Source organism: Streptomyces sp. NPDC014656 (assembly GCF_043084305.1).
GTDB lineage: Bacteria > Actinomycetota > Actinomycetes > Streptomycetales > Streptomycetaceae > Streptomyces.
On record NZ_JBIBZN010000009.1, the window covers coordinates 43,210 to 69,188 of the forward strand.

Sequence of the window (25,979 nt, forward strand, 5' to 3'; positions counted from 1 at the left end):
GCCCCCATGGACCTCGTCACCGCCCTCGCCCGCGCCCGCGGGGCCGAACCGCCGGGCCCCGACACCCCCGCCGGCCCCCCGGTCCCCGACTGGCCCGGCCCCGGACGCGCACTGCCCCCGGCCGGCCCCGGACTGCTCGACCTGGACGGCCTGCTGCGCCTGTCACTGGCCGCCGCCGACCCCACCGGACGCCTCCGCCCGACCCCGTCGGCGGGCGCGCTCCACCCGGTCGACACCACCCTCCTCGTCGGCGACGGCTGCTCCCTGCCACCCGGCCGGTACGGCTACGACCCCCTGCGCCACCGCGTCCACCGCCTGTCTCCCGCACCCCACGCCGCCGCCGGGGCGACCGTCGAACTCACCGTCACCCCCCGGCGAACCCTCAGCCACTACGGCCACCGCGCCTGGCCCCTGATCCTCCTCGACACCGGACACGCCGTCGCGGCGCTGCACCTGGCCGCCCTCGCCCTGGCGTCCGGCCCGGTCGCCCTCCGCCTCGACGGCACCACCGGCGGGCCGCAGGCCTCTCTGCGCATCCCGCCGCCGGCCACCGGCGCCACCCCACCGGACCCGGACACCGCCACGGCCTCCGACCTCCTGTCCCGCCGCAGCGCCCGGCCGCCGCTGACCGGCACACCCGCGCCGAAGGACCTGCACGACCTCCTGTCCGTCGCCCGCAGGGCAGGCGACGGACACCTCAACTGGTGCGCCGCCGTCGGCGGGCCCGCACCGGCCATCGTCGAAGCCGGGACCGACGGCACCCTCCGGCGGCTCGCCGCCGGAGACGCCCGGCCCGCCCTCGCCGCCTGGGCGGCCGGACAGGGCTGGATCGCCGGCGCGGGCGCCGTCCTCCTCGCGTACGGCTGCCCCTCCGACGCCGACGCCCGGCGCGTCCGCCGGGACCACCTGCACGCCGGCTACGCCGTCGGACGCGCCCAGACGACGGCCGTCCGGCGCGGCCTCGCCGCCCGGGCGGTCGGCTCCTGGCAGCGGGCCGACCTGGGGGCGGCGCTGGGCGGCGAACCCGAACGGAACTGGATCGTCCACGGCCTGGCACTCGGCACCGAGTCCGCGGGCCCACCCGGGAAGGGGAACTCGTGATCATCCACCCGGAGTTGCGCCGCGCCGCCGGCCACGCGCGCCGCACGCTCCTCGCGGCCACCTGCCTCCAGGGCGCCGTCACGCTCGGCTGGCTCGCCCAAGCCGTACTGCTCGCCCTCGCCCTCGCCGCCCTCGCCCGCGGCGAGACCGGCTCCCTCCCCGCCCTCCTGGCGGCGGCCGCCGCCGTCGTGGTCGTCCGCGCCGCGTTCGGCCTCGCCCAGCGCCGTACCGCCGCCCGCGCCGGCGCCCGCGCCCGGATCCGGCTGCGCGACGAACTCCTGACCCACCTCGGCCGGCTCGGCCCCGCACACCTGACCACCGCCCGGACCGGAGCCGTCCGCACCACCCTCGTCGACGGCGTGGAGGGCGTCGACGCCTATGTCTCCCGCTACCTCCCCCAGCTGGCCGTCACCCTCGTGGTACCGCCCCTGCTCCTCGTCGTGGTGGCGTTCGTCGAGCCCACCGCCCTGCTCGGACTCGTCCCCGCCCTCCTGCTGGCCCTCGCCGGCCCGCGGGCCTGGGACCGGCTGCTCGCCCAGCGCGGCAAGGAGCACTGGGACACCTACGAAGGACTCGGCGCCGACTACCTCGAAGCGCTCCAGGGCATGCCCGCGCTGCGCGCGGCCGGCGCCGTCGGCCGCACCCGGCGACGCCTCCAGGAACGCTCGGCGCACCTGCACCGCGCGACCGTCGCCAAACTCCGCGTCTCACTGGTCGACACGGGCATCACCGACCTCGCCGTCCAGGGCGGCACCACCGCCGCCGCACTGCTGGCCTGCTGGTCCGCGGCGACCGGATCCACCACCCCGACCGGCGCCTACCTCACCCTCCTCCTCGCCGGCGAGTGCTTCCGACCCGTCCGCGACCTGGCGCGCGAATGGCACGCCGGGTACCTCGGCGTCTCCGCCGCCGACGGCATCGCGGCCCTCCGCACCGCCACCCCCGCCGTCGCCGACACGGGAACGGAGCCGGCCGACTGGGGCCGGGCCCCCGAAATCCGCTTCCAGGACGTCGGATTCGCCCATCCCGGCGCCGCGGAACCCACGCTCCGGGGAGTCACCTTCACCGCCGAGGCCGGCCGGACCACCGCCATCGTCGGACCCTCCGGCGCCGGCAAATCCACTCTCCTCGCGCTGCTGCTGCGCCACCACGACCCCGGGCACGGCCAGGTCACCGTCGACGGGCGGAAGACGGCGGCCTACGCCCTCGACTCCCTCCGGCGCGGCGTCGCCGTCGTCTCCCAGGAGACGTACCTCTTCCACGCCCCCATAGCGGAGAACCTGCGCCTGGCACGCCCCGGCGCCACCGACGGAGAACTGGAGCGCGCCGCCCGCGCGGCGGGGATCCACGACGAGATCGCCGCCCTTCCCGACGGCTACGCCACCGTCCTCGGCGAACGCGGCGCCACCCTCTCCGGCGGCCAGCGCCAGCGGCTCGCCCTGGCCCGCGCCCTGCTCGCGGACGCCCCCGTCCTCGTCCTGGACGAGGCCACCAGCTCCGTCGACGAACGCAGGGAGGCGGACATCGTCCGTGACCTGACGGCGGCCGCACGGGGCCGGACCGTCCTCGTCGTCGCCCACCGGCTCGCGGCCGTCCGGCACGCCGACCGGATCGTCGTCCTCGACCAGGGACGCGTCGACGCCGTCGGCGACCACCGCGGCCTCCTCGCCGCGGGCGGACTCTACGCCGAGCTCGCCGCGGCGGGCCGCACCGATCAGGAAGGTCTCGCCGCGTGAACCCCACCGACACCACGCTCCCCGGCAGGGGCGCGCTGCGCGCCCTGCTCCCCGCGCTCACCGGGCACCGCGTCATGATCGCGCGGACCTGCGCCGCCGCCCTCGTCGAACAGGGCTCCCTGGTCGCCCTCGTCACCCTGGCGGCCCACGCGGTCGGCACCGCGATCACCACCGGACGCGCGCCCTCCGCCACGACCGTCGCCGCCCTCTGCCTCCTCGTCCTCCTCCGCGCCCTGATGACGTGGCGGGAGATGGACCTCTCGCACGACCTGGCCTACCGGGTCCTCGCCGAGCTGCGCGTACGCGTCTTCGACGGGTTCGCGCGCAGCGCCCCCGCCCGGGTCGCCGGCCGGCGCAGCGGTGACCTGGCCGCGACGGCGATGGCCGACGTCGAAGCCCTGGAGTTCTTCTACGCGCACACCACGGCCCAACTCCTCGCGTCGGCCACGGTCTTCACCAGCGGTACGGTCGTCCTGGCCCGGCTGGAGCCCTGGCTCCTCGCCGCCCTCCTGCCGGTCGCCCTCCTGCTGGTCGTCGCCCCCTTCGCCGAGGCGGCCGGCCGCACGGCCCGGGGCGCGCGCACCCGGCGCGCGGCCGCCGAACTGTCCGCCGACACCGTCGAGACGGTCGACGGCCTGCGGGAACTGCTGGCCTTCGACGCCCTGACCGAGCGCAGGAACCGGCTCCGCACCAAGGGCGGACACCTCGGGGAGGCCCAGCGGGCGGAGGTCACCCGGGAGTCCCTCGCCGCCTCGCTGCGCGAACTGCTCATCGTCCTCGCCGTCCTCGCCGTGGTGGCCGCCACCGCCCGGGCCGTCCACGCGGGGCGCCTCGACGCCGTCTGGGCCCCGGCCGTGATGACCCTCGCCCTGTCGGTACTCGGCCCGGTCGCCGAATCGGCCAGGTCGCTGAGCCAGGCGATGGGCCTGCGCGCCGCCGCCGCGAGGGTCGACGCGGGCATCAGGGCTCCCGCCCTCGCCCCGGAACCCGCCACGGCCCGTCCGCTGCCCCCCGGCCCGCTCGGCGTCCGGCTGCACGACCTGAGCTTCGGCTACGACGACCGCCCGGTCCTGCGGAACGTCGCCCTCGACCTCCCGGCGGGCCACACCCTCGCCCTGGTCGGCGCCTCGGGCGCGGGCAAGTCCACCTGCGCCCACCTGCTGGCCCGGTTCTGGGACCCCCACGAGGGCGCGATCCAGCTCGTTCCGGGCTCGGGCGACCCCGTGGACCTGCGCGAGCTCACCGACGCCGATCTGCGCCGTGCCGTCGCCGTCGTCGGCCAGGACACCCCCCTCTTCCACGGCACCCTCGCGGAGAACCTCCGCCTGGCCGCCCCCGGCGCGGACGACGGCCGACTGGCGGAAGCGGCGGAGCTGTGCGGACTCGACCGCTTCGCCTCGCTCGACACCGTGCTCGGCGAACGCGGCGCCACCCTCTCCGGGGGCCAGCGCGCCCGCGTCGCCCTGGCCCGCGCCCTGCTCGCCGACCCCCGCGTCCTGGTCCTCGACGAGACCACCGCCCACCTGGACAACACCGGCGACGCCGAACTCGCCGCCGTCCTGGCGAGGACCCGGGCGCAGCGCACCACTCTCCTGATCGCCCACCGGCCCGTCACCATCCGCAGGGCGGACCGGATAGCGGTCCTGGAATCAGGCCGAGTGGCCGAGACGGGCACCTGGGAGGAACTCACCGCCCGCCCGGGAAGCGCCTTCACCCGCCTCCTGGGCGCCGACGCGGCGTGAGCGGACGACGGACCGGCCCGCCTCCGCCAGGGCGGCCGCCCCTCGCTCGACTTCCGGAGTGAACCCCAGCCGTGTCGCGGCTCGTGCAGGGAGCAGAGCGGCGATGGGACGATGACCACGGCGCGGAAAGGGTGATCCTCCATGTCCGAAGTGTCGGCGAGATCGTTCGAAGTCCGTTGGGACGACGTGGACGTCAACGGCCATCTGCGCAACACGCGGTACCTGGAGTACGCGTCCACGGCCCGGCTCGCCTTCCTCGTCGGGGCCGGGTGGACGCCGAAGGACCTCATGAAGGCGGGGGTCGCCGCCGTGTCGCTGGGGGAGGAAGCGCGCTACCTGCGCGAGGTGCTCCCCCTGCAGACGGTGACCGTCACCTCCCGTGTCGTCGGGCTGAGCCCGGACGGGGCGCGGTGGAGGTTCGAGCACGGCTTCACGCGCGAGAGCGGGGAGGAGGCCGCCGTCGTACGGACGCTGGGAGCCTGGATCGACATCGGCGCCCGCAGGATCGCCGCCCCGCCGGCCGGTGTGCTGGCCGCCCTCGAAGCGGTCCGGAGCGTCGACTGCGAGGTGCTTGCGCCGGCGAGGGCCTGAGCCGCCGTGCCCCGGGCCCGGAGGGGGCGGGGCGGGAAGACGCGGGCGACGAGGCGCCGGCCGGGGAACTCGCCGCTTCCGGCCGCAGACAACACACTCCGTCTGTGGGAGCATGGGTATGAGCACATGTGTGAAAGAGAAAGAAACATGTTTCGCACGGACGCCGCTTCGGAGCCTTCATGTCCACACCGCCTTCCAGGACGCCGGGCCGTGCCGCGTACCAGCCGCTCAGTCGCACTGTGCGCGGCGGCGGGCGGGCAGCGGATCGGCGGTGGCGACGCCCCAGTCCACCCCGGCCAGCTCACGGGCCGCGGGGACCAGCCCGTAGGTACGCTCCAGCCAGGCCGCGAGCGGTGGTACGGGCAGCTCGAACAGGGCCGCCATGTCACCCGAGCACAGCTGGAGCCACGACGTCGCCCGCTCCTCCAGGTTCGACGGCCACATCTGGACGTCGCCGAGGCCGCTCATCGAGTGCAGCCCCTGCTGGAGCAGCTCCCGTCCGATGCGCCACCGCGTGCGCGGACCGCCTGCCACGAGAAGCTCCACGGACACGGCCCAGGGAGCTTCCGGACTGAACCGGAACTCCGCCCTGACCGCCTGCCGGGCGGAGACGCCCAGCACGCGCTCGATGCCCAGGCTCAGGACGAGACCGCCGTTCGGCGCCGTGGGGTGCTGGACGTCGGAGTGGTTGCGCTTCATGGCGGGTCGGTCCTTCCCGGTGGCATGCGGTGGCGGGCTCCACTCTCGTCGCCGCGACGGTGACGTACATAAGTAACTTGACCGTCGGTCTTCGCCCGTCATGACGGTGGCCTACGGGCGCGCCCGGCGGTATGCCCGCTCCTGCCCGCTTTCGCGGTGCCCCCGCGGCGCCCTCCGCGCGCGTCCGTGCCGCCGCCCGCCGGTGAACATTCAGTCATTCGACTGTCGTCCGGGGCCCCTGGCCGAACGACCCTGGAACAGTCGCCCGTGTGCCGGTGCCGGGTGGTCGTCGTGCTCGGAGGAACCAGCCGTGAACCGTACTCCCGTCGTCTTCATCCACGGCGCGTGGCTGCACGCGCTTTCCTGGGAGGCGTGGGCGGAACGCTTCGCCGGCCGGGGGTTCCTCGCCCTCGCGCCGGGGTGGCCGGGGGAAGCGGCCACCGCCCGGGACACGCGCCTGTCTCCCGGGCCGCTCGCGGACCTCGACCTGGACACGCTGACGGACCACTACGCCGGCATCGTGCGGTCGCTCGGCGTACCGCCGGTGATCATCGGGCACTCCGTCGGCGGACTCGTCGCGCAGCGCCTCCTCGCCGACGAGGCCGGGCGGGCGGCCGTGGCCATCGCGCCGGCCCCGATCAACCAGGTGCCGCTGCCCGGGGCGCCGGTCACCGCGCGGACGCCCGGCGGTGACGGCGCCGACGGTCCGTTCGCCGCCCTGTCGCCGGAGCGGTTCCACGAGGTGCTCGCGAACACCGTGTCCGCGGAGGAGGCCGGCCGGCTCTTCGAGCGCTACGCCGTGCCCGTGCCGCGCCGTCTGCTGGCCGGTCTCGGCTGCGACGGAGCGGCCCGCAGCCCGCTCGCCCGGGTGGACACCGGCAACGCGCGCCGCGGGCCGCTCCTGCTGATCTCCGGGCAGGAGGACCTGCTGGTCCCCGACGCCGTCACCCGCGCCGTCTACAAGGAGTACGGCGACTCGACGGCCGTGACCGATCTGAAGCAGTTCGCGGACCGCGCCCACTCACTGGTCGTCGACGCCGGATGGCGTTTCGTCGCCGACTACGTGCTCGGCTGGCTGGACGAGCACGGCGTCCGCCCCCTCACCGGGGAGACCGGCTGACACCCCAGGGGCTGAGGCGCCCAGGAGCTCAGGTGGTCCGGAGCTCAGGCGTTCCGGTCGCTGGGGAGCCTGCCCAGCGCGTCGCGGAGCGCGGCCCGGGAGGTGATGCCGAGCTTGGGGAAGACGCGGTAGAGGTGGGAGCTGACGGTACGGGGGGACAGGTGCATCCGCTCGCCGATCTCCTTGTTGGTCAGGCCGCCGGCGGCGAGGTCCGCGATCCGGCGTTCCTGCCAGGTGAGGGCCGACAGGTGGGCCGAGGGGGCGGCGGGGGCGCCGGCCGTGCGCAGTTCGGCCTGGGCGCGTTCGGCCCAGGTGGGGGCGCCGAGCCGGCGGAAGGTGTCGGAGGCGAGGGTGAGGGGATGGCGGGCGGCTTTCCGTCCCCGGGCGTGCCGCAGGCGGATGCCGTGGGCGAGGTGGACGCGGGCGAGTTCGAAGGGGAAGTGGGCGGCGTCCGGGTGGGTTTCGGCCCGGCGGTACATCTCGTCGGCCTCGGTCTGGTCGGTCGCGGTCATGGCGAGGGCGCCGTAGGTGGTGAGGGCGAGGCGGGGGGAGACCTCGGGCAGGCCGGCGTCGCGTGCGGCGAGGGCGTGGGCGCGGGCCTGTTCGGCGCGGCCGGTGTGGAGGGCCGCTTCGACGAGGTCGAGGAGGGTGCGGCTGGCCTGGTGCGCGTAGGGACGGAAGGTGCCGGGGGGCGTGATGCCGATGGCGTGGAGGTACGCGGCCTCGTAGTCGCCCTCCGCGAGGGCCGCGGTGGTGCCGACGGCGTCGGTGATCTGCGTGAGGAAGCCGACGCCGCGGGGACGGGCCCAGGCGTCGACGGACGCCTGGAGCTCCCGGGCGCGTTCGGTCCGGCCGCGCAGGGCGGCGAGCAGGCCCAGGTAGGCCCGGGTGTGCTGGACGAACAGGCCGTGCCCGTGCGCCGCCGTCAGCTCCAGGCTGCGCTGCCCGGTCCGCTCGGCCTCGTCCCACTCGCCGACCGCGATCTGGTCCAGCATGACCAGGTGCTGCATCGTCATGGCGTCGGCCAGGGCGCCCGTCTCCATCTCGCGGTCCATGGTGCGCTGGATGAGCGGCCGGTACTGGCTGAGTACGTCCACGTGGTAGGCGGCGGCACCCAGCCGCGTGATGTCCCACGGTTCGAGCCGGCGGAGGTCGGAGAAGGCCCGTTCCACGCGCAGGCGCACGCCCGCGCCGCGCCGCACCACGTCGCCCCACGCGTCCTGGTAGACGCGCGAGTACGGGGACACCAGGTCGCCCAGGGGGGCCAGCAGCTCGTGCGTCCGCTCCCAGGCGCCCGCGTCACCGGCGTACTGGTTGATGGCCAGCAGCAGGTCGATCAGCCTGGTGAGGGTCTCGTCCGGCTCGCGCACCCCCTCGGCGCGCATGTTCTCGATCGTCGTGAACACCTGGCGCCGCGAGGAGCGCACGTCCCCGTCCTCGAAGAACGCGACGTAGCCCGAGGCGATCACCGACGCGGGGGATTCGTGGCCGCCCGGGCCGGTGTCCGAGTGGACCAGCTGCCGGGCCTGCCCGAGCAGGCCGGAGTGTCCGGCGACGTAGGCGGCGCTGCCCAGCCGCCGGGACCGCTCCGCGGGGCTCTCGCTGAGTTCGGCGGCCCGGGTCAGCCAGGCCACGGCGGCCATCGCGCCGCCCTGGAGGGTGGCGGAGTCCGCCGCCGCCTCCAGCGTGGCGGCGACCTCCTCGTCGGGGTCGACCGTCGACGCCGCCAGGTGGGTGGCACGGCGTTCCAGGTCGTCGTGGTGGACGCGGGCGAGCGCGGCGTGTGCCGCGCGCCGTTCGTTGGGGGTCGCCATCTGGACGACCGTCGAGCGCACCAGGGGGTGGCGGAAGACGAAGGTGCCGCCGGCCGGGTCGAGGTCCAGGAGCCCGCGGGCCGCCGCCTCGTCGACGTCCGACATGCGGTAGCGCGTACCCCTGGTGTGACCGGAGGCGGAGCCCGCCTCGACGCCGTCCAGGGCGCCGCGCAGCAACTCCGCGCGCACGCCGGCCTCCAGGCCCTCGATGCGCGAGCCGTACACCTGCTGGAGGCGCTGGGGCAGGGTGACGCCGCGGATGCCGAGTGCCGCCTCGGGTCCGCGTGCCCGCTGGGCGCCGCGCACGTACGGCGGCAGTTCCAGCAGGGCCAGCGCGTTGCCCCGGGCCTCGTCCAGCACCAGACGGCGGGTCCGGGGGTCGAGGTCCGGGTGGCGCGTGTGCAGGAGTTCTTCCGAGGCACGCGCCGACAGCGCGGGCACGGTCAGCTCGGACAGCGCGGCGGTGTCGAAGCCCGACGGCACGTCCGAGCGCAGTCCGACGACGAGCCTCACGGAGCTGCCGGTGAGCCGGCGCCCCACGAAGCCGCACACCTCCGTACTGGAGGAGTCCAGCCACTGACCGTCGTCGAGGACCAGCAGGAGGGGTTTCTCCGAGGCCGCGAGCGAGAGCAGGTCGAGCACCGCGATGCCGAGGGTCATGACGGAGGGGGGTGAGCTCTCGCTCCTGCCGAAGACGACGTCGAACACCCGCCGGTGCACGTCGTCCAGCCGGTCGATGTGGGAGAGCAGCGGGTACAGGAACTGGTGCAGGCCGGCGAACGGGAGTTCCGACTCGGCCTCGACGCCGGCCGCCCGCACCACCCGGTGCCCGTGGGTGTGCGCGAGACCGGCTACGTGTTCCAGCAGGGTGCTCTTGCCCACGCCGGCCTCGCCCCGCAGGACGAGGGCCTGGCCTCCTGGCGCCGTGACGAACTCGGAGAGCACCTTCTGCTCCGGTTCACGGCCGATCATGGTCCTGCCGGTCGACTCCATGGTCCCCCACTCCCTTCACCGCCGAGCCGGTACCCGGCCCGGACGCCGCACCGGTGCACGTGGATCGCCGGCGCCATGGGGAGGGTACGTCGTCGTTCCGCCGCGCCGTGGTGGCGGGTTGCTCCGGGCCGGCCGTGTGTGTGGAGCCGTGTCCGTGGAGCCGTGCCACCATCGCGGCCCACTCGACCAGCAGACTAAGCGCCAGGGACATTCCCGTCACCCGGAATGGCTCAAAAGCTTCTTGTTGCGCACTCTTTCGCGAGGACGAGCGTACTGCGGCACCATCGACACATGTGTGCCGGATGACATACATATATGCTTTGTGTGTTTCTGGCGGCGCGGCAGGCGGAGCCCGGTGGGCGGGACACGCGGAAGCGGCCTGAACCCGTCCGGCCGCGGGCCGGCCCTTCGGCGCCCGCCCACGCGGCACCGAACCACAAGAACCGGAAGAAGTTGATGCACGATGCAGGACGGCGGCAGGACCGTCTCGCTTCCCGTGTCCGACGGCCAGCCGGCCTGAGGATGCCGACCCCCACGCACGGCGTCCCGCCGCGGACGCTCGGACCCGAGAGCGGACTCGCGCAGGTGCTCGAGTCCGGTGAACGGCAGGGCCACCGCGACCCCGCGGCGGCCTGGCAGACCTTCACCCGCACCTGGAACTGGGCCGCGCCCCTCACCACGGCCCTCCCCCTCACCACGGCCGTCCCCCGCACCGGCCTCCCCGGCCTCTCCCGGACGCCCGCGGCCCGCCCGGCCGCCGAGGGCTTCGCGCTGTCCGGACAGTGGCGGCTTCCCCGGCGCGGGACACCCGCGAACTGGGTGGCCCTGCCCCTGGCCGACGGCTCACGGGCGCACGCCCACGGCGCCGCCGGCCCGGACCTGTTCGTGGTGACGGGCGGCAGCCTCACCGGCGCGGCCCCGGCCGGCGGGGACGACCGCTCCGCTCCCTCCGGGCCGGTGCTGCGGCTGGCCGGCGCGCACGTGCCCGCCGGGTTCGTCACGTACACGGCCGCCACCCCGCTGACGGGCGGGGACGCCCCCTTCCTCTGGACGTCGGTCGCCGCCCTGGCGCTGGGCGCGGCCCGGCGCGTCACCGACGAGCTCCCGGGCGCCACGGGCGCCGGCGGGCCGTGGGAGACGGGCGCGGCCGGCGCCCTGCGCGCGGAACTGGCCGGGATGCTGCACGACGAGCGGCTGGGTCTGGCAGCGGCCCTGCACGGCGCCCCGGCCGCGCGAGCGGGTCTGCCCGCGGGCCTGGAGGAGCGGCTGGCCGCACGGGCCGGCCAGGTGGCCAAGGTCGTCCACCACGTCCTGGCGGCGGCGTACCAGCAGGTGCTGGCGGAGAGCGGCGGCGCGGGCGGGCACCCCCTGGTGAGCGTCATCGAGGCGAGCACACCGATACTTCAACAGGCGCGGTACGCAACGGAGCTTCTGCCGCCCGACGACAGAAACCCCCGCAGGAAGGCAGGACACGGTGACGACCGTCGCATACCAGGGTGAGCCCGGATCCAACTCGGCGACCGCCGCGCGCGCTCTCCGTCCCGGGAGCCGCGAGCTGCCCTGTACCAATTTCGAGCAGGCTCTGGACGCCGTGACGCTCGGGGACGCCGACGTCGCCGTCATCCCGGTGGACAACTCCGCGGCCGGACGCGTCGCCGACGTCCACCACCTGCTGCCGGAGTCGGGGCTGTTCATCGTCGCGGAGTACTTCCTCGCCATCCGGTTCGACCTGATGGGCGTGCCCGGCACCACCGAGGACCAGGTGGAGTGGGTCCGCAGTCACGTGCACGCCCTCGGACAGTGCCGGAAGGTGCTGCGGGAGGGCGGCTGGCGCACGCTGGTCTGCGACGACACCGCCGGAGCCGCGCGCGAGGTGGCGGAGCTCGGCGACCCGCGGCACGCGGCCCTCGCCCCGCCCGCCGCCGCGGCCCTCCACGGCCTCGACGTCCTGCGGGCCGGGGTCGAGGACGACCCGGACAACACCACGCGGTTCGTGGTCCTGTCCCGGGACCCCGCCCCGGCCCCGGACGCGGCGGAGCCCACGATGACGAGCCTGTTCTTCACCGTGCGGAACATCCCGAGCGCGCTGTACAAGGCGCTCGGCGGCTTCGCCAGCAGCGGGGTGAACCTCACCAAGATCGAGAGCTACCAGATGGGCGCCGGGCTGGGCGCCAGCCGCTTCTACGTCGAGATCGAGGGCCACCCCGACGACGAGCGCGTCGGCCTGGCCCTGGACGAGCTGCGGTTCTTCTCCTCCGAGGTGCGCGTCCTGGGGGTGTACCCGGCACATCCGCACCGGCTGGGCGGCTGATCCGCGCGGCGGCCGCTCTGGGGGAGCACGCACACGTGCGGCGAGAAACATGTCGACCTGGTGTGCGGCCGGAATCAGACACCTTCTAAGGTGTGAGCATGACTCAGTACCGCAAGGGCCTCGTCCTCGACTTCGGCGGTGTGCTGACGACTCCTCTGCTCCCCGCCGCCCTCGCCTTCGAGAAGCGCGAGGGGCTGGCCGAGGGGACGCTGCTCGCCGGTCTCCACCTGGACCCCGAGGGAGTCCGGCTCACCGAGGAGCTGGAACGCGGCACACTCACGCAGACCGAGTGGAACGAGGCGGCCGGCCGTCTCCTCGGCATCCCGCCGGACGGCCTGATGGGCCGGATATTCGCCGGCCTGCGCCCCGAACCCGCCCTGATCGCCGCGGCGGCGGCCGCACGCCGGGCCGGGGTGAAGGTCGGGATCCTCTCCAACTCCGTCGGCCTGGCCCCGTGGAACCTGTACGACGGGTACGAGCTGGAACGGCTCTACGACGCCGTGGTGGTGTCGGAGGTCCACGGCACGCGCAAGCCCGAACCCGGGATGTACCGGCTGGTGCTGGACGGACTCGGCCTGCGGGCCGAGGAGTGCGTGTTCGTCGACGACACCGAGCAGTACCTGCCGCCCGCGGCGGAGCTGGGGTTCGCCACCGTCCACGCCGTCGACCCGGCCCGGACGGTCGCCGCCCTGGAGGCCCTGCTCGGCATCCCGCTGACCGTCGACGGCCCGCACCGGGTCACGGCCCGAAGGAGAGACGCATGAGACTGGGACTGGCCCTGCCGACCTTCGGACCCGACGCCGGCCCGGAAGGCATCCTGCGTGTCTCCCGCACAGCGGAGGACATGGGATACGACTCGCTGTGGACGGGGGACAGGGTCCTCGCCCCGCTGGTGCCCGGAGCGCCCTACCCGAGCGCCGACGGCCTGATGCCGCGCGCCTACGAGAACCACCTCGACCCCCTGGTCGCCCTGACGTTCGCCGCGTCCCACACGACCCGGGTCCACCTGGGCACCAGCACACTGAACGGTCTGTGGCAGCCGCCCCTCATGCTGGCCCGTTCGCTGACCACCCTGGAACTGCTCAGCCGGGGACGTCTGGTGGTGGGGCTCGGCCTGGGCTGGATGCCGGAGGAGTACACGGCCGTCTCCGTGCCCTGGAAGGGCCGGGGCGCACGCCTCGACGAGACGCTGGAGATCCTGGAGAAGTACTGGGCGCACGACGTCTTCTCCCACGAGGGTCCGCTGTTCACCATCCCGGAGACCGTGGTGGGGCTCAAGCCGAGCCGGCGGCCCGGCCCGCCCGTGCTGCTGGCCGCTTTCACGCCCAGCGGTCTGCGGCGGATCGGGCGCCGGTTCGACGGCTGGCTGCCCGTGGCGCTGCCGCTTCCGCAGCTCCTGGGCCTGTGGGACGTCATCCTGAAGGAAGCGGTCGGGGCGGGGCGCGATCCGTCCGCCCTGCGGATGGCGCTGCGCGTCAACCCGGAGCTGACCGGCACGAGGACCGGCGCGGACCGCATGCCGTGGGCGGGCACGCTGGGACAGTACGTCGACTACGCGCGGACCGCCGCCGAGGCGGGGGTGCACGAGCTCTTCGTGGACTTCGGGCAGACGCCCGCCACCCTGGAGGAGCGGATCGACCTGGCCGGCCGGTTCCTCGAAGGCGTCCGCCGCGGCTGACGGCCCGGGCGCCGGGTCCTGACGGCGGGGAGCCGGGTCCTGACGGCGGGGAGCCGGAGGACGGAAGGCCGGAAGACCGGAAGGCCGGAAGGCGCGGATCCCCCTGGGGAGCACACGGATCGTGTGCTCCCCAGGGGGATCTTCCGCGTCAGGGGGTCCCGAGGCCGCGCAGCAGGGTGTCGACGACGACGTCCGCCGCCCGGGCGGCGGACAGCTCCGGGAGCTGTCGTGCCACCAGGTGCATGAGCTGGGGCAGCAGGGCGCTCGCCCAGCCCTCCGGGAGTCCGGAGCGCAGCAGGCCCTCGTCCGTGGCGCGGCCGAGGAAGACGTCGACCTCGTGGGCCAGGGCGTCGCGGCGGGCCCGCACGGTGTCGTCGGCGAGCATGTGGGCGAGGTCCACGGGCCAGGTGCGGTTGACGCCGATGATGTTCTCGACGTAGCGGTGCAGGGCGACGGCGACGGGCGCCTCGCGCAGCCGGGCGTCCTCGATCGCCTCCTCGATGGCGGCGAGACGCGCCGCGTAGACGGCGGCGAGGAGATCCTCGCGGGAGGCGAAGCGCCGGTAGACGGTGCGCCGGTCCACGCCCGCCTCGGCGGCGATGCTCGCGATGCTCACCCCGGGGTCGGCGGCGAGCATGCGCGCCCCGGTGGTCAGTACGGCTTCGAGATTGCGTGCTGCGTCGGCTCTCACCTCACCGATCCTACCCGCGGGCTGTGACCCCTCCTCCATTTAATGCCCCCTCGAAGGGGATGGTCTCCCTCTAAGTGCTACATTGAAGTGACAAATAAGGAAGTTAGTGGCAGTGGAGTGTGGCGCCGGCGCGAGGCGCGTCCGGCGCGGCACTCCCGCCGCGTCGAAGGGAAAGGCACGTCGATGCCGAAGACACCGCCCGCGTCACCGCCGGAGGGCCGGGTCGCCGCCGCGATGAGCGCGCTGATCCTCGCGGTCCTGCTGGCGTCCCTGGACCAGACGATCGTCTCCACCGCGTTGCCCCGGATGGCCGAGGACCTCGACGGGTTCGACGACATCGCGTGGGTCAGCGCCGCGTACCTGCTCGCGTCCACGGCCGTGACGCCGCTGTGGGGCAAGCTCGGCGACATGTTCGGCCGCAAGCGCCTCTACCTCGCCTCGACGACGGTCTTCCTGATCGCCTCGGTGGCCTGCGGACTGGCGCGGAACCTCCCCGAACTGATCGGCGCGCGGGTGCTCCAGGGCGTGGGCGGCGGCGGCATGATCGTGCTGACCTTCGCGCTGGTCGGCGACATCGCCGCCCCGGCCCGGCGCGGCCGGTACCAGGGCATGTTCGGCTCGGTCTACGGCGTCGCCAGCATCGTCGGCCCGCTGCTGGGCGGCGTCTTCACCGACCAGCTCTCCTGGCGCTGGGCCTTCCTGATCAACCTGCCCGTCGGCGCCGTCGCCCTCGTCATCGCCGCCCGCGCCCTGCCCCCCGCCACCCGGGGCGCCAAGGCCCGGATCGACTACGCCGGCGCCACCGTCCTGGCGGCCGTCGCCACCGGCCTGGTCCTGGTCACGTCCTTCGGCGAGCGCTGGGGCTGGGGCTCGCCCGCCATCGTCGGCCTGATCGCCGCCACCCTCGCCCTGGCCGTCCTGCTGGTACCCGTCGAGCGCCGCGCCGCGGCCCCCGTCCTGCCGCCGGCCCTGCTCGGCTCGCGGACCGTGGTCTTCTCCTCGCTCATCGGATTCTTCGCCAACGCCGCGATGTTCGCCGTCCTGGTCTACCTGCCGACCTACCTCCAGACCGTCCACGGCGTCTCGGCCACCCTGTCCGGCATCCACATGCTGCCGCTGGTCGCCGGCCTGGTCGTCAGCCAGTCCCTGGCCGGACGGTGGGCCGCCCACGCCGAGCGGCGGCGGACGGTCCTGCTCGGCGGGCTGGCCGCCAACCTCGCCGGACTGCTCCTGCTCGGCACCCTCGGGAGCGGCCCCGGCACCCTGACGCTGAGCGTCTGCTTCCTGATCACCGGCGTCGGCATCGGCATGGTCCCCATGGTCGTGCTGACCACCGTCCAGAACAGCGTCCCCGCCGCCGACCTGGGGGCCGCGAGCGCCGTGGTGACCTTCGCCCGCTCCATCGGCGCCGCGTTCGGGGTCGCCGTCTTCGGCACCCTGCTCAACACCGGCTTCGCCGACCGCGCCCGTGCCCTGCCGACGGGCGGCGGCTTCGACCCCGCCCGCCCCGACACCATCGGCCACCTGCCCGCCGCCCCGCGCGACGCCGCCCTGGACGCCTTCGCCCACGCGACGGCCTCCGGCTACCTCTGGATCGCCCCGGCCCTCGCCGCCGGCATCCTCCTCGCACTCTTCCTGAAGCCGTCGGGCGAGAACGGTAAGAACGTCAAGAACGGCGAGAACGTCAAGAGCGGCGGAAACGTCAAGAGCGGCGAGAACGGCCAGAACGGCCAGAACGGCCAGAACGGCCAGAACGGCCAGAACGGCCAGAACGGCCAGAACGGCGAGAGCGGCCTCCCCGGGAGCACCACCCGCCCCACCGCCCCCCGCGCCGAGGAATCCGCCCCCGCCGCCTGAGACGGGCCACCGGCGTCAGGGCTACCCGGCCGCCGGCGTCAGCCCCGCCCGGCCACCGGCATCTGCTCGGCACCGGGAAGGGACAGCGCCCGCTCGAAGAGGACCACGGACTCCTCCCCCCCCCCCCCCGCGTGGTCAGCGCCTCGCCGGCCAGCACCGGCAGCTCCAGCCGGGGCGACAGCTCGGGCATCGCCGCCGCCCGCATCGACGCGGCGTGGGCCGCGGCCTCGGCCTCCCGGCCGGTGCGCACGGCCGCCTCGTCCGATGCACGTCCGACGTACGTCCGAAGGTGAACGTCCGAACGTGAACGTCCGGGCGGGGCCGGCTCGTATCAGAGACGTCAGAGGTCGCCGCCCCGCCCCGCCGTCCGCGTCACACCGCGTCACACCGTGCCGCGGACGGCGGGGCGCGGAGGCGTCCCACGGGTGCGAGCGAAGTGGTGTGACAGCGTGAGTGCGGACGAACCCGTGAGGGACGGGAAGCTGCGTGCCGAGGACGTCGCCGCTCTGCGGCGGGCCGTGTCGGGACCGGTCCTGGAGCCGGGAGCGCGGGAGTACGGGGCGGAGTGCGCCACGTACAACCTGACCTGCGGACTGAGGCCGGCCGTGGTGGTCGGCGCGACCGACGAGCGGGACGTACGGGAGGCGGTCCGGTTCGCCGCGGACCACGGCCTGCCCGTCGCCGTGAAGTCGGCCGCCCACCAGGTGGTCGCGCCGGCCGAGGGCGGGCTGCTGATCACGACCCGGCGGATGCGGGGCCTGGTCGTCGACGCCGGGAACCGAACCGTGCGGTGCGAGCCGGGCCTGCGGTGGAGCGACGTGATGGCGAGGACGGCGGAGCACGGTCTCGCCCCGATCGTGGGATCGGCACCGGACGTCGGCGTCGTCGGCTACACCCTGGGAGGCGGGCAGAGCCCGCTGCTCGGCCGCGGTCTGGGGTACGCGGCGGACCACGTGCGGCGGCTGAACCTGGTCACGGCCGACGGAGAGCTGCGCCGCGTGACCCCCCGGAGCGAGCCCGACCTGTTCTGGGCGGTGCTCGGCGGCAAGGGCAACTTCGGCGTGGTGACCGAGATCGAATTCGACGTGTTCCCGGTCACCCGCTTCTACGGTGGCGGCGTCTACTTCCCCGGCGAGCACCTGGCCGAGGTGCTGGAGGCATGGCGGACCTGGCTCCCGACGGTCGGCGAGGACATGACCTCCTCCGTCGCCGTCCAGCGCCTGCCCGACGTACCGGCCCTGCCCGAACCGCTGCGCGGCGCCTTCGTGGTCCACCTGAGGATCGGGTACCTGGGAACGGCGGACGACGGCGCCGCACTGATCGCGCCGCTGCGCGCGGCCGCACCCGTGCTGATCGACCTGGTGGAGGAGAAGCCCTTCACCGCGATCGGGGAGATCCACCGGGATCCGGTGGACCCGATGCCGTACTTCGACCGCAGCCTGTGCCTGGAGTCGTTCGACGAGAAGACGGCCGAGGCGCTCGTGGACCTCACGGGCCCGGGGTCGGGGTGCACGCTCGCGAACGTCGAGATCCGCGCGCTCGGCGGCGCCTTCGACCGCGAACCGGAGGTGCCGAACGCGGTGCCCAGCCGTGGCCTGCCGTTCGTGGTCTTCGGCTTCGCGGTGGGCGCCCCCGAACAGGCCGGGACGCTGCGGGCCGAGCTGGCCCGCCTCGTCGACGGACTGGCGCCGTGGACGGCGGGGAGGAACATGGTGAACTTCCTGTCGCCGGACGAGGCCACCGACCCGGCGGGGGTGCGGGAGGCGTACGGCGCGGAGCGCTACGACAGGCTCGCCGCCGTCAAGAGGCGGTACGACCCCGCCAACGTCTTCCGCCTCAACCACAACATCGCGCCCGCCTGAGCCCCCGGGGACCCGGCCCGCGTGCGCACACGCCGCACGCGGGCGCTGGGGGGCGACCCGGGGGGCGACCCGGTGGTGCCCCGAGGGCGCCCCGGTGGTGCCCCGGTGGTGACTGCCGTCGGCGCCCGCGGAGCCCCCCGGTCCCACCGTCAAGTGACTGATGCGCGCGGTTTGTCCGCCGGGGCACGGTGGAAGCGTCGTCCGACACCTCCGGCGGGCCCATCAGCACCGGGCACACGAGAACGCCGGTACGTCCGCCCGGAGAAGAGGAACTGGCGTGGCACTGGTCGAACAGCCGACGCTCAAGAGCAGCAACCCGATACTTTCCCGGCCCCAGTTCGGGCGGAAAGGCGGACAGAAGACGGCGGTCAGGGACCCGCGCACCGGAATCCCCGTCGCGCGCGACCGGATCGCCGCGGGCAAGGAGCCGCCGGAGCAGGACCACCGGGACGGCACCACCGCGCTGCCGTTCCTCGTCGGCGACCTCCTCACCCTGGACGCCGTCCTGCCCCGCGCGGCGGCCTCGCTCGGCGTCACCGCCCTGACGGCCGTACTGGCGTGGACGGTGCCGCCGTTCACCCGGATCGGCGCGGCCGCGTCGTACGGAATCGCCGCCGCGGCGGCCGTCCTCGCCACGGTACTGGTGGTGACGCAGCGCCGCCGGAACCTGCCGTCCCCGTCCCGCACCCTCGGCTTCGCCGCGGCCCAGGGCCTGTTCCTCGGCACGCTCTCCGCGACCGTGTCCGGCCACCTGTCGCCCGGCGTCCTCGTCCAGACGGTGCTCGGGACGATCGCGGCCTCAGCGGGCGTCCTCCTCGCCTGCCGGCTGCGCTGGATCCGGGCCGGCCGCCGCTTCCCGGCCTTCGCCGGCGCCGCGCTGCTCGGCCTCGGCCTGCTGGCCCTGGCCGACTGGCTGCTGCTCCCCCTCATGGGCCCGGACGGCCTGGGCCTGCGCCCCTTCGGCCTCGGCGTCTTCACCGGGCTGGTGGGCATCACCCTCGGCGCCTCCTTCCTCCCCCTGCACCTGCGACAGGTCGAGAGGGCCGTCACCTACGGCGTTCCCCGCGACCAGTCCTGGCCCGCCGCCTTCGGCCTCACCCTGACCCTCGTATGGCTCTACGTGGAGACCGCCCGGCTCCTCACCCTCTACCAGGGCGACGAGTTCTACTGACCCCACCGGCACGCGCCCCGCACCCAGAGGAACACCCCACAGGGCCTGCGCGCCCGCTCCCGCCGACCGGACGCAGCCCGTGGAGTACGCCCCAGGCCAGGCCAGGCCATGAACCTCTTCACCGGCGCCCGCGAGCGAAAGAGGTGAGACTTCGACTGGGGGGATACGTCCGCAGGGCGGTGGCCGGCACCGGGCGGGTGACCGTGAGGCCCTGGCCGCGATCATCTTCGTGGCGACGACGGACTGCACCTGACGGCAGCTGCCGCCGGTGTCCGGCCCGGCCTGGCCCACGGTCTACCGCAGGTTCGCCCGGTGGAGCCGGGACCGGGCCGGGGCCAGGCTCTACCGTGCGATCTTCGACGAACCCGGGGCACGGGGCGAGCTGGACCGACACCACTGGGCGGTCGAGAGAACCGTGCCCTGGCCGGCCGGCTGCCGAAGGCCCCACCGCCGCTACGAGCGCAAGGCAGAACACTTCCTCGCCTTTGTCGGCATGGCCGCAACCCTCATCGCCTGCCGTCGGCTCACCGACCAGACCAGTGTCTGACCCCTTGAGATGCCAGACCCCGTCACCGGGCGTCGTCAGGTCCGGCGACGGCAGGGCCGAGCCCCGCTGGAAGGTGAGCAGTTGCCAGAGCGACAGCCTCATCAGCCGTCCGGGCCTCACCGATCACGCGGCCGTCGTGAAGGAACTCCTGAACCCGGTAGGGGCGGCCGCCGCACGCGGGGACGACGGCGACCTCCACCTTGGACGAACGGCCAGTGCTGGCGCTGAAGCCCAGCGTCCAGTGACTGGAGAACGCCGACAGCCGCCTGAGCCGCGGCTCGGCATACGCCGCTTCCACCAGCAGGCCGAACTCCGGGAACCCGGGCTCACCCGCTGCCTGTTCCTTCAACAGCCGCCACTGGAGGTCCACCACCGCCGCCGGACCGCGTTCATGCGCCTTCGCGCGCTCGTCCGAGGACATGAAGGGAAAGAGCTCGTGCAGCTCGCTCAGGCTCCTGCCCTCTCCCCAGGCCACTGCCGCCAGCACCACGTCCCTGAGGTCTGTCGTCGACCCTCTGATGAGTTCGACCCCTCGGCTCCTGCCCCACAGCAGGAACATGCGCTCCTTCGCTCCGAGAGCAACGGCCAGGGGCCGGCGGAAGGGCACGGGGGGCGGACTGATCGCCGAGACGGACGCCCCCCAGCCCTCGGGCACCACTTTCACGTCCACGGCCAGTTCGACTGCCACGCGTTCCAGAGCGGCGGCCAAGGTGCCCGCAGCGGCCAGGTCGGGATAAAGGTCGGGGTTCACCTCAGCAGTGTGGCGCCTCGGGACAACGAAAAGAAACGGTGTCTCGAGGCACCCGCCAAGGGTGCGTCACCCAGTCCGAAGCGAACGCCCGGGCATGGGGGCAGGGGATACACGCGCACCAGGGAGGGTTCCAGGAGCGGGGAGGGCCGCCGCTCGCCTGTGACGGGGCCCAAAGACCTTCGGCCGCTCCGGCCCGCCCTCAACGGTGCTCGGGGTTCTCGAAGTCGAACCGGCAGCCGGCGTCCCACTCGGAGCGCTGGTTTCCGTGGGCGGGGATGCCACCGGCGTCCCTGAGCATCTTCGCCAGGTGGAGCTGGTTCCAGGTCATGAAGGTCGTGTTGCGGTTCGTGAAGTCGTTGTCCGGCCCGCCGGAGCCGGGGTCGAGGTACGACGGGCCTGGGCCGGCCTCGCCGACCCAGCCCGCGTCCGCCTGCGGCGGGATGACGTATCCGAGATGCTGGAGGCTGTAGAGGACGTTCATCGCGCAGTGCTTGGCGCCGTCCTCGTTACCGGTGATCAGGCAGCCGCCCACGCGGCCGTAGTAGGCGTACTGGCCCTGCTCGTTGAGGATCGACGAGCAGGCATACAGACGCTCGATCACCTTCTTCATGACGGAAGAGTTGTCGCCCAGCCATACGGGTCCGGCCAAGGTGAGGATGTCCGCGGCCATCACCTTCGAGTAGACGACGGGCCATTCGTCGGTCTCCCAGCCGTGCTCCGTCATGTCGGGCCACACACCGGTCGCGATGTCGAGATCCACCGCGCGCAGCACCTCGACCTCGACGCCCTGGCGCTCCATGATCCCGCTGTTGATGTCGATCAGCCCCTGAGTGTGGCTCCGCTCCGGCGAACGCTTGAGCGTGCAATTGATCACCAGGGCGCGGAGACCGCGGTAGGACGTGCCGGTGTCGGTCATGGTTGCGTTCCCCTGCGGACGAGTGGGCGGGCGGGCGGCGGAACGCGCCCGGCTGCCGACGTCGACAGGGCTCCGGGTCGGGCCGGCCGAATGTCCCGCCTACTCTCTCGCCTCGTTCGGACGGAATGACCGAACGCCACTCCCGCGCTGACGAAGTCGTCCATCCGATCACCCGCGCGGCCTCACAGCCATGACACGTATCGCCGGATCAGGCGGGGCCGGCCCCTGCCGGAATGTTCGGGGTCTCCGGGGTCGCCGGGGTGGGGAGGTGGGGGGGACGGCGTGTCCGCGTGCCCGCCAGGGGGTCAGTGGGCGGTGGTGTGGGCGGCTTGTTCGATGATGTCGGCGACGAGGTGGGGGTGGGAGACGGCGACGGAGTGGGAGGCGGCCACCTCGGTGGTGCGGGCGTGGGCGCGTTCGGCCATGAAGCGCTGGGCGGCGGCGGGGATGTTGAGGTCGCGCGTGGTGACGACGGCCCAGGAGGGCTTCGTCTTCCAGGCGGCGGAGGTGGCCTTCTCCTCCAGGGCGGCCTGGGCGATCGGGCGCTGCGCGGCGGCCATGAGGGCGGCCTGCTTCGCGGGGACGTCGGCGGCGAACTGCCGGCGGAACTTGTCCTGCTGGATGTACAGGTCGGTGGCGGCGGAGCCGTCGGCCTGCTGGTAGGTGACCGGGTCGAGGGCGTCGGGGAGGGTGGAGCCGGGGAACTTGCCGGTGAGTTCCAGCGCGCTCTCGCCGGGGGCGGGGAGGAAGGCGGCGACGTAGACGAGGGCCTTGACGTCGGGGTCGTCGGTGGCGGCCTGGCTGATGACGTTGCCGCCGTAGGAGTGGCCGACGAGGATCTTGGGGCCCGCGACGTGGTCGAGGACCGTGCGCAGGGCGGCGGCGTCGGCCGAGGGGCCGCGCAGGGGGTTCGCGGCGGCGACGACCGGGTAGCCGTCGGCGCGCAGTTCGGCGATGACACCGTTCCAGCTGGAGCCGTCGGCGAAGGCGCCGTGCTCCAGGACGATGGTCGGCTTGTTCTTGTTCTTGGTCTTGTTCTTGGCCTTGGCGTGCTGGACGGTGTCCACCGCCTCGGTGGCGGTGTCGGCGGACGCGCCGTTGGCGGTGCCGCTGAGGGCGAACGCGCCGAGCGCGAGCCCTGCCGTGAGCGTCGAGACCACGCCCGTCACCAGTCGCTTGCGTCCACCCTTGTTGCTGACCACGGTGTTTTTCCTTCCAGTGCTTCGACAACGGGTACGGAGCGGCTTCGCCGCCCCTTCGTCACCGTTCTGACTGGTGACGAATTTGTCAGGCGATTCGTCACCTGTCAAGGTGGTGACGAGATTGGGGGGTGCGGGATCGGGGTCCGGCGTCGGGCCGCCGGCCGCCCTCCCCGCACCGGGGATCCCTCGTGGGGCGGCCGACGAGGTGTGTTCCTGGTGGGGGCGAGGTGCGTTCAGCGCGTCGTCGGGGCCCCTATCCCCGCCCGGGCCCCTGCCCCCGCCCCGGCCCAGGCTCCGGCCCCCGCTCCGGCTCCGGCCTCGTCCTTCGTCCACGGGTCCCGCACGATGATGTCGGCCAGTGCCCGCGCGCAGCCGGACAGGAGGCGTTCGCCCTTCTCGGGGCTCGCCGTCCGGGCGTCCCCCGCGACACCGGAGCCGGTGACGCGGTCGAAGGTCACGGCCATGAACACCGGCTCGGTGGACTCGGCCGGGAGGACGATCCGCGGCCCGTGCGCCTCGGGCAGGTGCTCGGTGCGGATCAGCTCGGGGAAGACGGCCATCATCATGGACGTCTCGCCCTCGCAGGCGTGCATCAGGCCGTCCTGCGCCTCCAGGGCGTCCCGGACCGCCTCCCGGCCGGCGCCGAAATAGCTGGCGAAGGCGATCGGCGTCCCCAGCTCCACGGTCAGTTCCGTGGTGAGGGCGTTCAGCGCGGTCATGTTCCCGCCGTGTCCGTTGACGATCAGGATCCGGGAGAAGCCCGCCCGCGTGACGGACCGGCAGATGTCCCGCAGCAGGGCGTGCAGCGTGGGCAGGCCGAGGGTGAGCGTGCCGCCGAACGGCATGTGGTGCTCCGACAGCCCGATCGGGACCGAGGGGGTGACCACCACGCCCGTGTGCCCGGACGCCAGCGCCGCCGCCCTTCCGCACACCTCCGACGCCAGGAAGTCGTCCACGCCGGTCGGCAGGTGCGGGCCGTGCTGTTCCGTGGCTCCCACCGGCAGCAGCACCACCGCGTCCCGCGCCGCGAGCTCGCGCAGTTCTGCGGCGGTGAGACGGTTCCACTGGACTTCGCTCATCTGGGACTCCTCCTGGAGGTGCCGGCGCCGACACGGGGCGGCGGGCCGGTGTCGGGCGCGGGGATCAGAGGCGGTCGGCGTCGACGACCGCCTGCGCGAAGGCGGTGGGCGCCTCCTGCGGCAGGTTGTGGCCGATGTCCGCGATGGTGCGGTGCGCGTAGGGGCCGGTGAAGTGGTCGCGGTAGCCCGTACCGTCGCCGGGCGCGGTGAAGGGGTCGAGGGCCGCGTCGAGGGTGACGGTGGGAACGTGGATGGAGGGCCGGGCGGACAGCGCCCGCTCGTAGCGGTCGTAGCGGGCCTCCCCGTCGACCAGCCCGATGCGCCAGCGGTAGTTGAACAGCACGATCGACGCGTAGTCGGGGTTCGTGAACGCCTCGGCGGTGCGCTGGTACGTGGCGTCGTCGAAGTTCCAGTTGGGGGAGACCAGGGTCCACACGTAGCGGCACAGCGCGAGACGGTCCTCGACGCTCTCCATGGCCTTCTTGCCGCGGTCGGTGGCGAAGTACCACTGGTACCACCAGTTGTGCTCGACGGCCGCGGCCGCCGGCTCCAGTTGCGCCTTGCGGTCGGTGATCAGGTAACCGCTGGTGGAGACCAGGGCCTTGACGCGTTCGGGCCGCAGGGCGGCGATGATGTCGGCGGTGCGCGAACCCCAGTCGAAGCCCGCCAGGACCGCCTTGTCGATCTTCAGGGCGTCCATCAGGGCGATGACGTCGAGCGCGATGGCCGACTGCTCCGCCGTACGGGGGGTGCGGCGGGACAGGAAGCGGGTGCTGCCGTGACCGCGCAGGTAGGGGACGATGACGCGGTAGCCCAGGCCGGCGAGGAGCGGGGCGACGTCGACGAAGCTGTGGATGTCGTACGGCCAGCCGTGCAGGCAGAGGACGACCGGCCCGTGGGCGGGGCCCGCCTCGGCGTAGCCGACGTCGAGGACGCCCGCCTTGACGTGCTTGAGCCTGCCGAAACCGGTGTGGGTGCCGGGTGCGATGTCCGGCACCGTGGGCACCGGCGCGCCGCCCGGCCGGTGTGAGGGGGCGGCCGCCGCCGCGCTGCTCCGCAGCCCGGTCAGCGAGGCCGCTGCCGCGCCCGTGCCCAGGCCGACGGCCATGTTGAAGGTGCGCCTGTTGATCATGTGAAGCCCTCCGTCGCGTGGTTGCGGTGGCCGGCTCGCGTCCGGGGCCCGCCGCGCACAGCCGCGGTACGAGAGGGCCGCGGCGTGTCAGCGCGTCAGCACGTCAGCGTGTCAGCGCTTCGACACTTCGACACTTCGGCGCTTCGGCGCTTCGGCGCTTCGGCGCTTCGGCGCTTCGGTGTGATGACGCTCGCTCACACGTGGTCCCGCCGCACAGGTGGCGGGCTGATGTGCCGTACGAGTCCCGGACGCGGTCCGGCGTCGGCGCGGGTCTGCCCGACACCGTGCCGGCGCCGGGCCGACGCCCACATTCTGGATCGCGGCGAAAGCGGACACATCCGTCAGATGACGGTCCGGGCCGAGCGGTCCGGGGGAGGGCCGCGCCCCTCGGCGGCTTGGGTCATTCGACTGATCCGCCGGTCCGTGACGCGGACGGGTCCCTCACCGGCCTTCGGCGGGGGCGGCTCCCACCCCGTGCAGGAAGGTCTCCACCACGACGTCGGCGGCCTCGCCGGGGGAGAGGTGGGCCTGCCGGTGCGACGCCAGTCTCATCAGTTCGGGCAGCAGCGGCCCCGCCCAGCCCTCCGGCCGGTCCTGGCGCAGGAGGCCCTCGTCGGTGGCCCGCCGCAGGAAGGCGTCGACCTCGGCGGCGCAGGCGTCGCGGCGCCGGCGGACGCCGTCGTCGGCGAGCATGCGCGCCAGGTCGACCGGCCAGGTCCGGTTCACGGTGACGATCCGCTCGACGTAGCGGTGCAGGGCGACGGCCACGGGCGCCTCGCGCAGCCGGGCCTCCGCGATGGCCGCTTCGATCGCGGAGACACGTGCTTCGTGGACGGCGGCGAGGAGGTCCTCGCGGCGGGCGAAGCGCCGGTGGACGGTGCGCCGGTTCACGCCCGCCTCGGCGGCGATGCTCGCGACGCTCGCGCGCGGGTCGGTGGCGAGCATGCGCGCCCCGGTGGTCAGCACGGCTTCGAGGTTGCGCGCGG

Annotated in this window: 21 protein-coding genes and 1 pseudogene; 13 read left to right on the top strand and 9 right to left on the bottom strand. The window is 74.0% G+C overall.

Going from position 1 to position 25,979, the window contains the following annotated elements:
• Positions 1 to 6: 6 nt before the first annotated feature.
• The 4 genes from ACF1ED_RS20875 to ACF1ED_RS20890 all read left to right on the top strand — a co-directional run bounded on the left by ACF1ED_RS20875 (position 7) and on the right by ACF1ED_RS20890 (position 5,170).
• A complete protein-coding gene (locus tag ACF1ED_RS20875; RefSeq protein ID WP_391762497.1) occupies positions 7 to 1,101 on the top strand; it encodes a SagB/ThcOx family dehydrogenase in 1,095 nt (364 codons plus the stop codon).
• Complete coding sequence (locus tag ACF1ED_RS20880) at positions 1,098 to 2,837, top strand: ABC transporter ATP-binding protein/permease (protein ID WP_391762499.1); 1,740 nt, start codon at positions 1,098 to 1,100, stop codon at positions 2,835 to 2,837. Before ACF1ED_RS20875 ends, ACF1ED_RS20880 begins: the two co-directional genes overlap by 4 nt.
• On the top strand, positions 2,834 to 4,579 hold the full coding sequence (locus tag ACF1ED_RS20885; RefSeq protein WP_391762501.1) for an ABC transporter ATP-binding protein: 1,746 nt from the start codon (positions 2,834 to 2,836) through the stop codon (positions 4,577 to 4,579). The genes ACF1ED_RS20880 and ACF1ED_RS20885 overlap by 4 nt, the downstream gene beginning before the upstream one ends.
• A gap of 141 nt (positions 4,580 to 4,720) precedes the next feature.
• Positions 4,721 to 5,170: an acyl-CoA thioesterase gene (locus ACF1ED_RS20890; protein ID WP_391762503.1), complete on the top strand. Its 450-nt coding sequence runs from the start codon at positions 4,721 to 4,723 to the stop codon at positions 5,168 to 5,170.
• A gap of 228 nt (positions 5,171 to 5,398) precedes the next feature.
• Here ACF1ED_RS20890 and ACF1ED_RS20895 read toward each other — a convergent pair whose 3' ends face one another.
• Complete coding sequence (locus tag ACF1ED_RS20895; protein ID WP_391762505.1) at positions 5,399 to 5,869, bottom strand: SsgA family sporulation/cell division regulator; 471 nt, start codon at positions 5,867 to 5,869, stop codon at positions 5,399 to 5,401.
• Between the two features lie 310 nt (positions 5,870 to 6,179).
• Here ACF1ED_RS20895 and ACF1ED_RS20900 point away from each other — a divergent pair, with 310 nt between their 5' ends.
• Positions 6,180 to 6,989, top strand: a complete 810-nt coding sequence (locus ACF1ED_RS20900) for an alpha/beta hydrolase (RefSeq protein WP_391762507.1) — start codon at positions 6,180 to 6,182, stop codon at positions 6,987 to 6,989.
• 44 nt (positions 6,990 to 7,033) lie between these two features.
• Here ACF1ED_RS20900 and ACF1ED_RS20905 read toward each other — a convergent pair whose 3' ends face one another.
• A complete protein-coding gene (locus ACF1ED_RS20905; RefSeq protein ID WP_391762509.1) occupies positions 7,034 to 9,796 on the bottom strand; it encodes an AAA family ATPase in 2,763 nt (920 codons plus the stop codon).
• A gap of 522 nt (positions 9,797 to 10,318) precedes the next feature.
• On the opposite strand from ACF1ED_RS20905, the gene ACF1ED_RS20910 reads away from it, so the two are divergent.
• The 4 genes from ACF1ED_RS20910 (at position 10,319) to ACF1ED_RS20925 (ending at position 13,785) form a co-directional block, all read left to right on the top strand.
• On the top strand, positions 10,319 to 11,296 hold the full coding sequence (locus ACF1ED_RS20910) for a hypothetical protein (RefSeq protein ID WP_391762511.1): 978 nt from the start codon (positions 10,319 to 10,321) through the stop codon (positions 11,294 to 11,296).
• On the top strand, positions 11,271 to 12,107 hold the full coding sequence (locus ACF1ED_RS20915) for a prephenate dehydratase (protein WP_391762513.1): 837 nt from the start codon (positions 11,271 to 11,273) through the stop codon (positions 12,105 to 12,107). The genes ACF1ED_RS20910 and ACF1ED_RS20915 overlap by 26 nt, the downstream gene beginning before the upstream one ends.
• 98 nt (positions 12,108 to 12,205) lie before the next feature.
• A complete protein-coding gene (locus tag ACF1ED_RS20920; protein WP_391762515.1) occupies positions 12,206 to 12,871 on the top strand; it encodes an HAD-IA family hydrolase in 666 nt (221 codons plus the stop codon).
• Complete coding sequence (locus ACF1ED_RS20925; protein WP_391762517.1) at positions 12,868 to 13,785, top strand: TIGR03619 family F420-dependent LLM class oxidoreductase; 918 nt, start codon at positions 12,868 to 12,870, stop codon at positions 13,783 to 13,785. Before ACF1ED_RS20920 ends, ACF1ED_RS20925 begins: the two co-directional genes overlap by 4 nt.
• Positions 13,786 to 13,933: 148 nt before the next feature.
• Here ACF1ED_RS20925 and ACF1ED_RS20930 read toward each other — a convergent pair whose 3' ends face one another.
• A complete protein-coding gene (locus tag ACF1ED_RS20930) occupies positions 13,934 to 14,422 on the bottom strand; it encodes a TetR/AcrR family transcriptional regulator (protein ID WP_391762941.1) in 489 nt (162 codons plus the stop codon).
• Positions 14,423 to 14,659: 237 nt separating this feature from the next.
• Between ACF1ED_RS20930 and ACF1ED_RS20935 the strand changes: the two genes are divergently transcribed.
• The 4 genes and pseudogenes from ACF1ED_RS20935 to ACF1ED_RS20950 all read left to right on the top strand — a co-directional run.
• Positions 14,660 to 16,333, top strand: a complete 1,674-nt coding sequence (locus tag ACF1ED_RS20935; protein ID WP_391762519.1) for an MDR family MFS transporter — start codon at positions 14,660 to 14,662, stop codon at positions 16,331 to 16,333.
• A gap of 449 nt (positions 16,334 to 16,782) precedes the next feature.
• Entirely contained in the window at positions 16,783 to 18,195 is a 1,413-nt protein-coding gene (locus ACF1ED_RS20940; RefSeq protein ID WP_391762521.1) for an FAD-binding oxidoreductase, read from the top strand.
• A 277-nt stretch (positions 18,196 to 18,472) separates the two neighbouring features.
• Positions 18,473 to 19,366 carry a Bax inhibitor-1/YccA family protein gene (locus ACF1ED_RS20945; protein WP_391762523.1) on the top strand — a complete coding sequence of 298 codons (894 nt, stop codon included), beginning with the start codon at positions 18,473 to 18,475 and terminating at the stop codon, positions 19,364 to 19,366.
• 163 nt (positions 19,367 to 19,529) lie between these two features.
• Positions 19,530 to 19,913: pseudogene (locus ACF1ED_RS20950) on the top strand (transposase); the annotation flags it as partial.
• Positions 19,914 to 19,935: 22 nt separating this feature from the next.
• On the opposite strand, the gene ACF1ED_RS20955 reads toward ACF1ED_RS20950, so the two are convergent.
• From ACF1ED_RS20955 to ACF1ED_RS20980, 6 genes are all read right to left on the bottom strand, one after another.
• Positions 19,936 to 20,664, bottom strand: a complete 729-nt coding sequence (locus ACF1ED_RS20955) for a DUF6193 family natural product biosynthesis protein (RefSeq protein WP_391762525.1) — start codon at positions 20,662 to 20,664, stop codon at positions 19,936 to 19,938.
• 199 nt (positions 20,665 to 20,863) lie between these two features.
• Entirely contained in the window at positions 20,864 to 21,580 is a 717-nt protein-coding gene (locus ACF1ED_RS20960) for a flavodoxin family protein (protein ID WP_391762527.1), read from the bottom strand.
• Between the two features lie 305 nt (positions 21,581 to 21,885).
• Positions 21,886 to 22,782, bottom strand: a complete 897-nt coding sequence (locus ACF1ED_RS20965) for an alpha/beta fold hydrolase (protein ID WP_391762529.1) — start codon at positions 22,780 to 22,782, stop codon at positions 21,886 to 21,888.
• A gap of 233 nt (positions 22,783 to 23,015) precedes the next feature.
• Complete coding sequence (locus ACF1ED_RS20970) at positions 23,016 to 23,861, bottom strand: creatininase family protein (RefSeq protein ID WP_391762531.1); 846 nt, start codon at positions 23,859 to 23,861, stop codon at positions 23,016 to 23,018.
• Positions 23,862 to 23,925: 64 nt separating this feature from the next.
• Complete coding sequence (locus ACF1ED_RS20975) at positions 23,926 to 24,993, bottom strand: alpha/beta fold hydrolase (protein WP_391762533.1); 1,068 nt, start codon at positions 24,991 to 24,993, stop codon at positions 23,926 to 23,928.
• Positions 24,994 to 25,434: 441 nt separating this feature from the next.
• Complete coding sequence (locus ACF1ED_RS20980; protein ID WP_391762943.1) at positions 25,435 to 25,938, bottom strand: TetR/AcrR family transcriptional regulator; 504 nt, start codon at positions 25,936 to 25,938, stop codon at positions 25,435 to 25,437.
• Between the last annotated feature and the right edge of the window lie 41 nt (positions 25,939 to 25,979).

What these genes read in the sequence shown, in the direction of transcription:
- ACF1ED_RS20875 (WP_391762497.1), top strand. Translation starts at nt 7, where the DNA reads ATGGACCTCGTCACCGCCCTCGCCCGCGCCCGCGGGGCCGAACCGCCG.
- ACF1ED_RS20890 (WP_391762503.1), top strand. Translation starts at nt 4,721, where the DNA reads ATGTCCGAAGTGTCGGCGAGATCGTTCGAAGTCCGTTGGGACGACGTG.
- ACF1ED_RS20895 (WP_391762505.1), bottom strand. Translation starts at nt 5,869, where the DNA reads ATGAAGCGCAACCACTCCGACGTCCAGCACCCCACGGCGCCGAACGGC.
- ACF1ED_RS20905 (WP_391762509.1), bottom strand. Translation starts at nt 9,796, where the DNA reads ATGGAGTCGACCGGCAGGACCATGATCGGCCGTGAACCGGAGCAGAAG.
- ACF1ED_RS20910 (WP_391762511.1), top strand. Translation starts at nt 10,319, where the DNA reads ATGCCGACCCCCACGCACGGCGTCCCGCCGCGGACGCTCGGACCCGAG.
- ACF1ED_RS20920 (WP_391762515.1), top strand. Translation starts at nt 12,206, where the DNA reads ATGACTCAGTACCGCAAGGGCCTCGTCCTCGACTTCGGCGGTGTGCTG.
- ACF1ED_RS20925 (WP_391762517.1), top strand. Translation starts at nt 12,868, where the DNA reads ATGAGACTGGGACTGGCCCTGCCGACCTTCGGACCCGACGCCGGCCCG.
- ACF1ED_RS20930 (WP_391762941.1), bottom strand. Translation starts at nt 14,422, where the DNA reads ATGCTCGCCGCCGACCCCGGGGTGAGCATCGCGAGCATCGCCGCCGAG.
- ACF1ED_RS20935 (WP_391762519.1), top strand. Translation starts at nt 14,660, where the DNA reads ATGCCGAAGACACCGCCCGCGTCACCGCCGGAGGGCCGGGTCGCCGCC.
- ACF1ED_RS20960 (WP_391762527.1), bottom strand. Translation starts at nt 21,580, where the DNA reads ATGACCGACACCGGCACGTCCTACCGCGGTCTCCGCGCCCTGGTGATC.
- ACF1ED_RS20970 (WP_391762531.1), bottom strand. Translation starts at nt 23,861, where the DNA reads ATGAGCGAAGTCCAGTGGAACCGTCTCACCGCCGCAGAACTGCGCGAG.
- ACF1ED_RS20975 (WP_391762533.1), bottom strand. Translation starts at nt 24,993, where the DNA reads ATGATCAACAGGCGCACCTTCAACATGGCCGTCGGCCTGGGCACGGGC.
- ACF1ED_RS20980 (WP_391762943.1), bottom strand. Translation starts at nt 25,938, where the DNA reads ATGCTCGCCACCGACCCGCGCGCGAGCGTCGCGAGCATCGCCGCCGAG.